Origin of the sequence: Halalkalibaculum sp. DA3122, assembly GCF_043951865.1 — a bacterium.
GTDB lineage: Bacteria > Bacteroidota > Rhodothermia > Balneolales > Balneolaceae > JAMQKA01.
Window position 1 is genome coordinate 211,694 of sequence record NZ_JBINJF010000006.1, and the last position, 7,538, is coordinate 219,231.

Annotated in this window: 4 protein-coding genes; all 4 read right to left on the minus strand. The window is 43.3% G+C overall.

Annotation, left to right across the window (positions count from 1 at the left end):
- Positions 1-193: 193 nt before the first annotated feature.
- The 4 genes from ACG2F4_RS06425 to ACG2F4_RS06440 all read right to left on the minus strand — a co-directional run bounded on the left by ACG2F4_RS06425 (position 194) and on the right by ACG2F4_RS06440 (position 7,229).
- Complete coding sequence (locus ACG2F4_RS06425) at positions 194-1,714, minus strand: RagB/SusD family nutrient uptake outer membrane protein (RefSeq protein ID WP_395259393.1); 1,521 nt, start codon at positions 1,712-1,714, stop codon at positions 194-196.
- A 45-nt stretch (positions 1,715-1,759) separates the two neighbouring features.
- Positions 1,760-5,179, minus strand: coding sequence for a SusC/RagA family TonB-linked outer membrane protein (locus ACG2F4_RS06430; protein WP_395259394.1), 3,420 nt, complete (start codon positions 5,177-5,179; stop codon positions 1,760-1,762).
- 37 nt (positions 5,180-5,216) lie between these two features.
- The gene (locus ACG2F4_RS06435; RefSeq protein WP_395259395.1) at positions 5,217-6,260 is read right to left on the minus strand and encodes a FecR family protein; all 1,044 of its coding nucleotides are present in this window, start codon (positions 6,258-6,260) and stop codon (positions 5,217-5,219) included.
- Positions 6,261-6,635: 375 nt separating this feature from the next.
- On the minus strand, positions 6,636-7,229 hold the full coding sequence (locus ACG2F4_RS06440; RefSeq protein WP_395259396.1) for an RNA polymerase sigma-70 factor: 594 nt from the start codon (positions 7,227-7,229) through the stop codon (positions 6,636-6,638).
- Between the last annotated feature and the right edge of the window lie 309 nt (positions 7,230-7,538).

Consider the following 7,538-nt stretch of genomic DNA (forward strand, 5'->3'; position numbering starts at 1 on the left):
ATTCTCACCTAAATCCACCTGTTTTGTGGGCAAGTAATGTGCCTAATAGTATCAGTTAAACCAGAGAATAGAAAAGAACTTTCTGAGTATTATCAAATATTCAATGACGACATTGCAAAGTAGTATCTACGATAAAAAGAGATGCGAGTCCCTATTTCAGGGACTCGCAAAAAGGTAATTCCAGAATAAGTACCTAGTATCCCGGGTTCTGCTCCAAATCGGGATTAACCTGAATTTCAGAGAATGGAATCGGGAACAAAAGATCATTCTCATCAACGTTGTAGGCATTTGATGACAGGTAAAAATAATTCGGATCGCCTTTTATGCTCTCTCCATACTCATTCATTACCTCTACGGCGTTTCCAGTTCGGACCAGATCCAGCCATCTCTTGTTTTCAAATGCCAGTTCAATTCTGCGCTCACGCAAAATTGCTTCTCGTAGATCTGATTGGCTGCCAGCATTGTAATCATTTAAGCCGGCCCTATTCCGAACCTGATTCAGGTAACCCTCCGCCTCTGAAAGACGTCCCCCCTGCTCATTAATCGCTTCAGCCATCATTAGCAGTACTTCCGCATATCTGTAAACAGGGAAATTTTGATTGGTCTCACCAAAGGTAGAGTGAGGATGCTGATACTTTTTTATGTATGGTAAATTCACATAAGAGGTATCACTTATCAGAGAAGGACCCGTTATGAATCCGATTGAAGCATCATAACGTTCATCATTATTGGTATCTTCATACGCGTTCAGCAAATCTTCCGTAGGAATATTCCATCCTGACTGAGGTGAAGATTGAGAACCAGAGGGTCCCATGGTTAACTGGGCATGATCCTCCGTTAACGGGATAAAGTAGTAGGGAAAATAACTTTCGAGTCCCAGGGAAGTCCCTTCCATATATTGTACTTCAAATATTGACTCTTCATTATTTTTATTGGAAGGGTCAAAAATATCCGCATAATCATCGAGCAATGAATAGTCATTTACATTACTGAGAGCATTTTCTGCATTCTCCCATTGTTCTAATGTCAGGTAGACATCCCCCAGTAACGTGTAGGCAGCCCCTGAGGTGGCACGACCGGGCTCCTGATCTGCCTTCCCCGGTAAAAGGTCTGCCGCTGCTGTGGCATCGGCAATGACTTGTTCATACACATCACTTTCAGGCGAACGGGAAAGCGAAGCCGTTTCAAGACTTGTTGCCGGTTCCAGGTGAAGCGGGACTGCCCCATAATAACGAACCAGGTCAAAATAGGCCAACGCCCTTAAAAAGAGTGCTTGCCCCTTGAGATCATCCTTGGAAGCTTGTTCAAAGTCAGCATTATCAATTTCAGCTAACACCTGATTGGAACGCGCAATAACATCATAGTTGTAGTTGTATTTCTGTTCATTGATCTCATTTTCAGATCCAACCAGGAAATCAGCGATCTGCTCGGGAGGGGGAAATCTGAAATCCGGATTGAAGAAGTAGTGCGTGTTGTCTGATCGCATTTCTCCCATTGCCCATACCGACTGTGAGTCGTACATATCCTGCAGGGGAGCATATGCTCCATCTACAGCCTGTCTAAAGTCTGATTCTTCCTGAAAAAAGTTGTCAGGAGTCACTGCATCCTCAGGGGAGACACTCAAAAAGTCATCCCCGCAGGATGCCAGTGTTACCAGCAGAATAATTGCTGTTATCCCTTTCAGTAATCTCGAGATAGTGTTCTTATATTTCATAATTCAATGTTTTTAGATTTATAAAATTCCTTTTATAACCAAAGTTTAAAAACCAATATTTACACCCAGTGTGTAGGTACGGGGAACTGGGTAGGAACCTCCATCTATTCCCAGTCCGGTGGAGGCCTGACTTTGACTCACTTGTGGGTTTGCTCCGGGGTACGACGTAAAGATATGTACTTGTTGAACGCTTCCATAAACCCGGAACCTCCTTAAGAAATCAGACTGTCCCGTGGGTATACTATACCCCAGCGTAATATTATTGATAGATATATGGCTGGCATCATACATGAACTGTGTTCCCCACCAATCTCGCTCAAGGTATGTCGTTCCGGAAGCGACACTTCCATACCTTCCACTCCCGGGATTTTCAGGTGATCTCCATCGATCTTGAACATTCGACAAAACATTGAACACACCATCGAGGTTGGTAAGGGTCTGTTCAGCTCCCCGAAGCACATCGTTGCCGTACGTGCCGGATACTGAAACTGAGAAATCAAAGTTTTTATAGTTCAGGTTATTTGTCATCCCAAATACAAAGTCAGGATGGGGATTGCCAATCACAGTTGCATCATCTACTGTTATAACACCATCCCCATTTGTGTCTCTGAACTTTACCGTTCCGACCTGTGAGGTGCTGTGTTTGGGAGAATTATCAAATTCTTCCTGGTTTACATATACTCCCTCATGAATCATCCCGTATAACATTCCGACAGGCTCGCCTTCCTTGGTAATATGAGAACCACCAATCAAGCCACTGCCGGGTCCCGTAATGAGCGAGGATGTCCTGTTTCCAAGGGATTCTACTTCATTACGATCAAAAGAAATATTAAAATCTGTTGTCCAGCTAAAGTCACTGTTCTGGATATTGGTTGAGTTGACAGCGATTTCATGTCCCCAAAAATTCAGTTCCCCAATATTCGTTTGGATATTGGAAAATCCAGAGGCTTCGGGCACCTCTACATTGAACAACAGATCGCTTGTCAGCTTCTGATAATAATCATACTGCAGCTGAATACGGTCATTAAGAAAGTACATATCCAATCCGAGATTGAATTGCCTGTTAGACTCCCATCCCAAACCATTGTCTGCAAGATTGTCGACACTCCTGCCTGAAGCTATGCTACTACCGAATACATAGTTCGCAGAAGAAATAGTTGGGATATGAGTATAATTCCCTATGCTAAAGTTACCTGTGACACCAATTCCGGCCCGCAGTTTCAAGAATGACAATGTCTCAGTCTCAGGCATGAAGTCCTCTTCCGATATTACCCATCCAAGTGACAGAGAAGGGAAATTCCCCCATCTGTTTTCTTCTCCAAATCGCGATGATCCATCTCTCCGGATCGATGCGGTAAGAAGATATTTTTCATCATAACTATAGTTTACCCGTGCCAAATATGACAGGAGGGTCCATTCGTCCACACTGCTGGATGAACTAACGGTACCCGCCGCCCCTATGGTCTGCACTTTATTATCGGGATAATTATCAGCCTGGATGGAACTGGCATCCTGTCGGAACTTTTGGGCAGTAAACCCGGCGAGGATATCAAAATTATGATTTCCTATCTCGCTTTGGTATTCCAATGTATTTTCATTGACCCAAGACAGGTAGCTGCCCTGATACAGGCTGGAAAACGGCGTATCATACAAGCCCACCCCACGGGCACCCGTAGTTGTGGGATTGAAGGTAAAGTTCCGGTAATCTCCCTTATCAATATTTCCAGAAACTTTTGCACTAAGCCCGTCTACTATTTCATATTCAGCAAACAGGTTCGCCAGAATTTGTGTATTACGATTATCAACAACTCTGTCTTTCTGTGTTCTGACATAATTGGGGGTAGGGAACATTCCCGGAGAAAATGCCGTCAATGTTAAGCTGCCATCCGGATTCCGGAGAGGCGCTATAGGTGATGTCTGCAGATTCTCATTTATCACCGCACCCAGGCCATCCGTCGAGTTGCTGTTGGAATTTTCTGACCTCGTTGGAGCAATATTCAGTCCTATACTTAAGTCTTCATGAGGTTGATATCTGGAATTAATTCGTAAAGAATAACGCTCGTATCCAGAACCGACTATCACTCCATCTTGTTTGAAGAAACCCGCGCTTGCGGTCGTGCTGAATGTCTCAGTGCCTGTACTTAACGTAAGTGTATGGTCATGAACAGGAGCAACTTCAGTTATTGCGTCATACCAGTCAGTACCCTCGCCATACTCTTCCGGGTTTTGATATACCGGGTCAACCGACTGACCCCGAAATTCGGCAATTTCCTTTTTGAATGTGGCAAATTCCCGGGCATTCATCATATCGGGACGTCCCCGTTGCGGAACCTGCTGGAGTCCCGTGTAAGCGTTATAATCAACCCTTGTTTCTCCCGGAACAGCCTCTTTCGTTTCAATTAAGACCACTCCATTCGAGGCTCTGGACCCATAAAGCGCAGAGGCAGAAGCATCTTTGAGCACACTGATGCTTTCTATATCATTGGGATTTATATTACTGATATCTCCAACTATTGGATTTCCGTCAACCACATAAAGAGGATCATTCCCGGCGGTCAGAGAAGCGGCGCCCCTGATTCTGATATCCATACCTTGGCCCGGAATACCTGTTGTTTGAGAAATTTGGGCACCAGAAACCTTCCCCTGCAATTTCTGGGTCAATTGTCCCACAGGTTGATCTCCTAAATCCTCGGAACTCACATTGGAAACGGAACTTGAAAGCTGTCTTGTAGACTGGGTTCCATACCCAACTACAACGACATCTTCTCCCTGAATAGCCTCGGGCGACAAGCCAACATCAATCGAAGTTCTGCCATTAATGGGGACCTCTGCGGTTTGATATCCTACAAATGAGAAAACCAGCGTATCGTTTAAAGATGGAACGTTTAAGGAATATGCTCCATCGACATCCGTAGTAGTTCCGGTCGTTGTCCCCTTTAAAGCTACATTCACACTGGGCAACGTTTCTCCGGTCTGAGCATCGGTGACTGTACCGGAAACGGTTTCCAGGTTCGGCACTTCTCCATGTTGTTGTTGACTTTTGAAGAGAACCAGGTTTCCTCTGTCCGAGATTGCATATTTCAATCCAGTTCCCTCCAGCAGTGTATACATCAACTTGTTGAAGGTAACTTGCTTAAGATTTACAGTTACAGTTTTATTTAATGGTAAAACTTCTTTGCTGTAGGTAAGTCTTAGGCTATGCTCGCCGGCTACCTGTTTAAGAGCATCAAGGAGCTGTACATTCTCCATTTGGAGAGACACAACTTTATTCACTATTGAAGAATTTGATTCTTGCAGATCTGCATTTCCAAAGAAGGCTTTGGCTACTTCCTGGCCTTCATTTTCTGATTCAACACCCGAAGCTGACTGACTCCAGGCTCTTGAACTATTACTGATGCTCAACACCAGTACCATGCTCAGCATCCATAAGAATGCTTTCCCTTTATTGTGGCTTCTAAAGTTCATAAGATTTCTCCTTTTTGAGTTTTATCAGTAATTAAATTCACTTTGGATGGAATGTTATCGTGCTTTTGTGTTTTTCATACGTCATACCTACTGAAAGTGAGATGATGTTTAACACTTCGGTCATCGATTCCTCTTCATAACTACCTGTAATTGTACGCGATTCCAGGGATGGATCTGTGAGCCTGGTTTCTATATCATACCAACGCTCCAGTTTTTCCATCGCTATTTTGAGTGGTGTATCTTTAAAGACCAACTGCCCGCGCCGCCAACCGGTATAGTATGAGATGTCGCCTACTTTACTGGTTGAAACATGGTTATCGGTCAATATGGCCATCTGATTTCTGACTAACTCGGCAGACTCTCGCTGAGACTGGCGGTTCCCAAAAGCTACTTTGCCCTCCTCAACTACAATGTGTACATCCTCGTCGGGATACGCATGGAGATTAAACTGTGTGCCCAAAACACGAGTCACCGATTCTCCTGCATGGATCACGAATGGTTTGTCAGGATCGGATTCAACATCAAAAAAGGCTTCCCCTTTTAAATTCACTTCTCGGAAGTCTGAATTGAATTTTGATGGAATTTCTAACCGGCTGTCTCCATTCAGCCAAACCCGCGTGCCGTCACTGAGCTTAAATTGGCTGCGTTGTCCCTTGTCTGTTACTACCTCCTGCATGGCAAGCACAGTCTCTTGCTGTTCAGCAGGCTGTCCGTGTTCGTATACAATCATAGTGGACAAAGCAATTACCAAAACCGCTGCGGCAGCCGCTACATGCACACCAAATGACCATTTTCTTTTTTTACGATTCCTTTGATCGAGTTTGCGATATTCTTCAAATGGTGATTCAACTAATCGCAAAGGTGAATCTTTCTTGCTATCTAACTTCTTCGAAAGCTCATTCCAGCCTTCGTCAATATCCCATTTACCGTTATTTGCCGAATCCTGCCAAATCTCTTCTAGTTCATCTGCAATTTTTTGATGTGTTGCATCCTCATGGATCCATGCCTTAATCTCTTTGCGTTCTTGCAAAGTACAATTACCCGAAAAATATTTTCCCAGTTTTTTCCAGGGTATTTCCATATCAACGAATCTATCCTCTGTTGTTAACTTTCACTACTAACACAACTCAGAAAACCGGTACCCCCACAAAAAATTTATTTAATGTGAGTTCGATACAGCTTCCAGCTTTAACATTGTTTCTTAATTTTTTGGGGCAGGGCTTTAATCTCCCCTTCAGGGGAGCGCCCCGAAGGCGGGAGGGGTGTTTTATTCGTTATGTCAGACCTGCACCTCCCGACCCAATCGCCAGACCCATGCGATTGGCCCACCCTCCTCAAGGAGGGACTGTTTTCTTGGTGAGAAAAGCAGGCTAGATATTCGTAGTTGAAGAGTCTACACCCAAACACTAACCCAAAGCAGATCCCGTTTGTGGTTATCGGGTTTTTGTGGCTAGCATCAGGAGGATAAAAGAAAGGCAAGAAGGAGAATAATCTTACTCTGGTGTACCTTTACATAGGAGCGCAGTTTTTTGAACGCCCGTCCCATTTGGGTTTCAACGGTTTTGACAGACAAACCCAGTACTTCCGCAATCTCATTGTAGGTTAATCCGCTATCGCGGCTTAGTTTGAAAATCTCCTGGCATTTATCCGGCAGGGTGTTGATACCTTCCCTGACAAGATCCATTCTTTTTTCATTATCATCTGGTCGGCTGGTTTCTTTCCACTGTTTGATACGTTGCCGGACTTCTGATCTGGTTTTCCTCTCTACTTCCACATGTTTTTTATAGTTGAGTGCTTCATTACGAACCGATTTATAGAGGTAGGACTTTGCGCTATCAAAATCATCCCAGAAGTCTTTTTGTTCCCAAACTTTCAAGAACACAGACTGAACGATGTCTTTAGAAATTTCACGATTATTTGTGAACCTATAGGTGTATTTACAAAGGTCAGTATAGAACAACCGAAAAAAAGACTCAAAATCTTTCCTTTGATCCGAACCCGTATTTTCTGAACTGTCCGGGGTATTCTTTTTGTATGCCTTGTTGGTCATTAATGTTACCCGATCTGTGTATTAACTAATAGGCGAAAATATTTTGTTTTGACAGTATTAATATACCTTGCAAATTATGCTGGCATCCCATTTAGAGTTCGATATCATTCCAATTATATACGCATTGTACAATACGTTTCGATCAATGGGAAGGAATCCTTAACAATTTGTTATGCTTTTGAAATAAATTGATAAAGGAAAATAACGGTGATTGTCACAATGTTGTTTATACTGATTAAAAAGATAAAGATTATAATAACTACATTTTCACTTCATACTCCGTTAGCAAGATAACATTTCCTGTTGGGT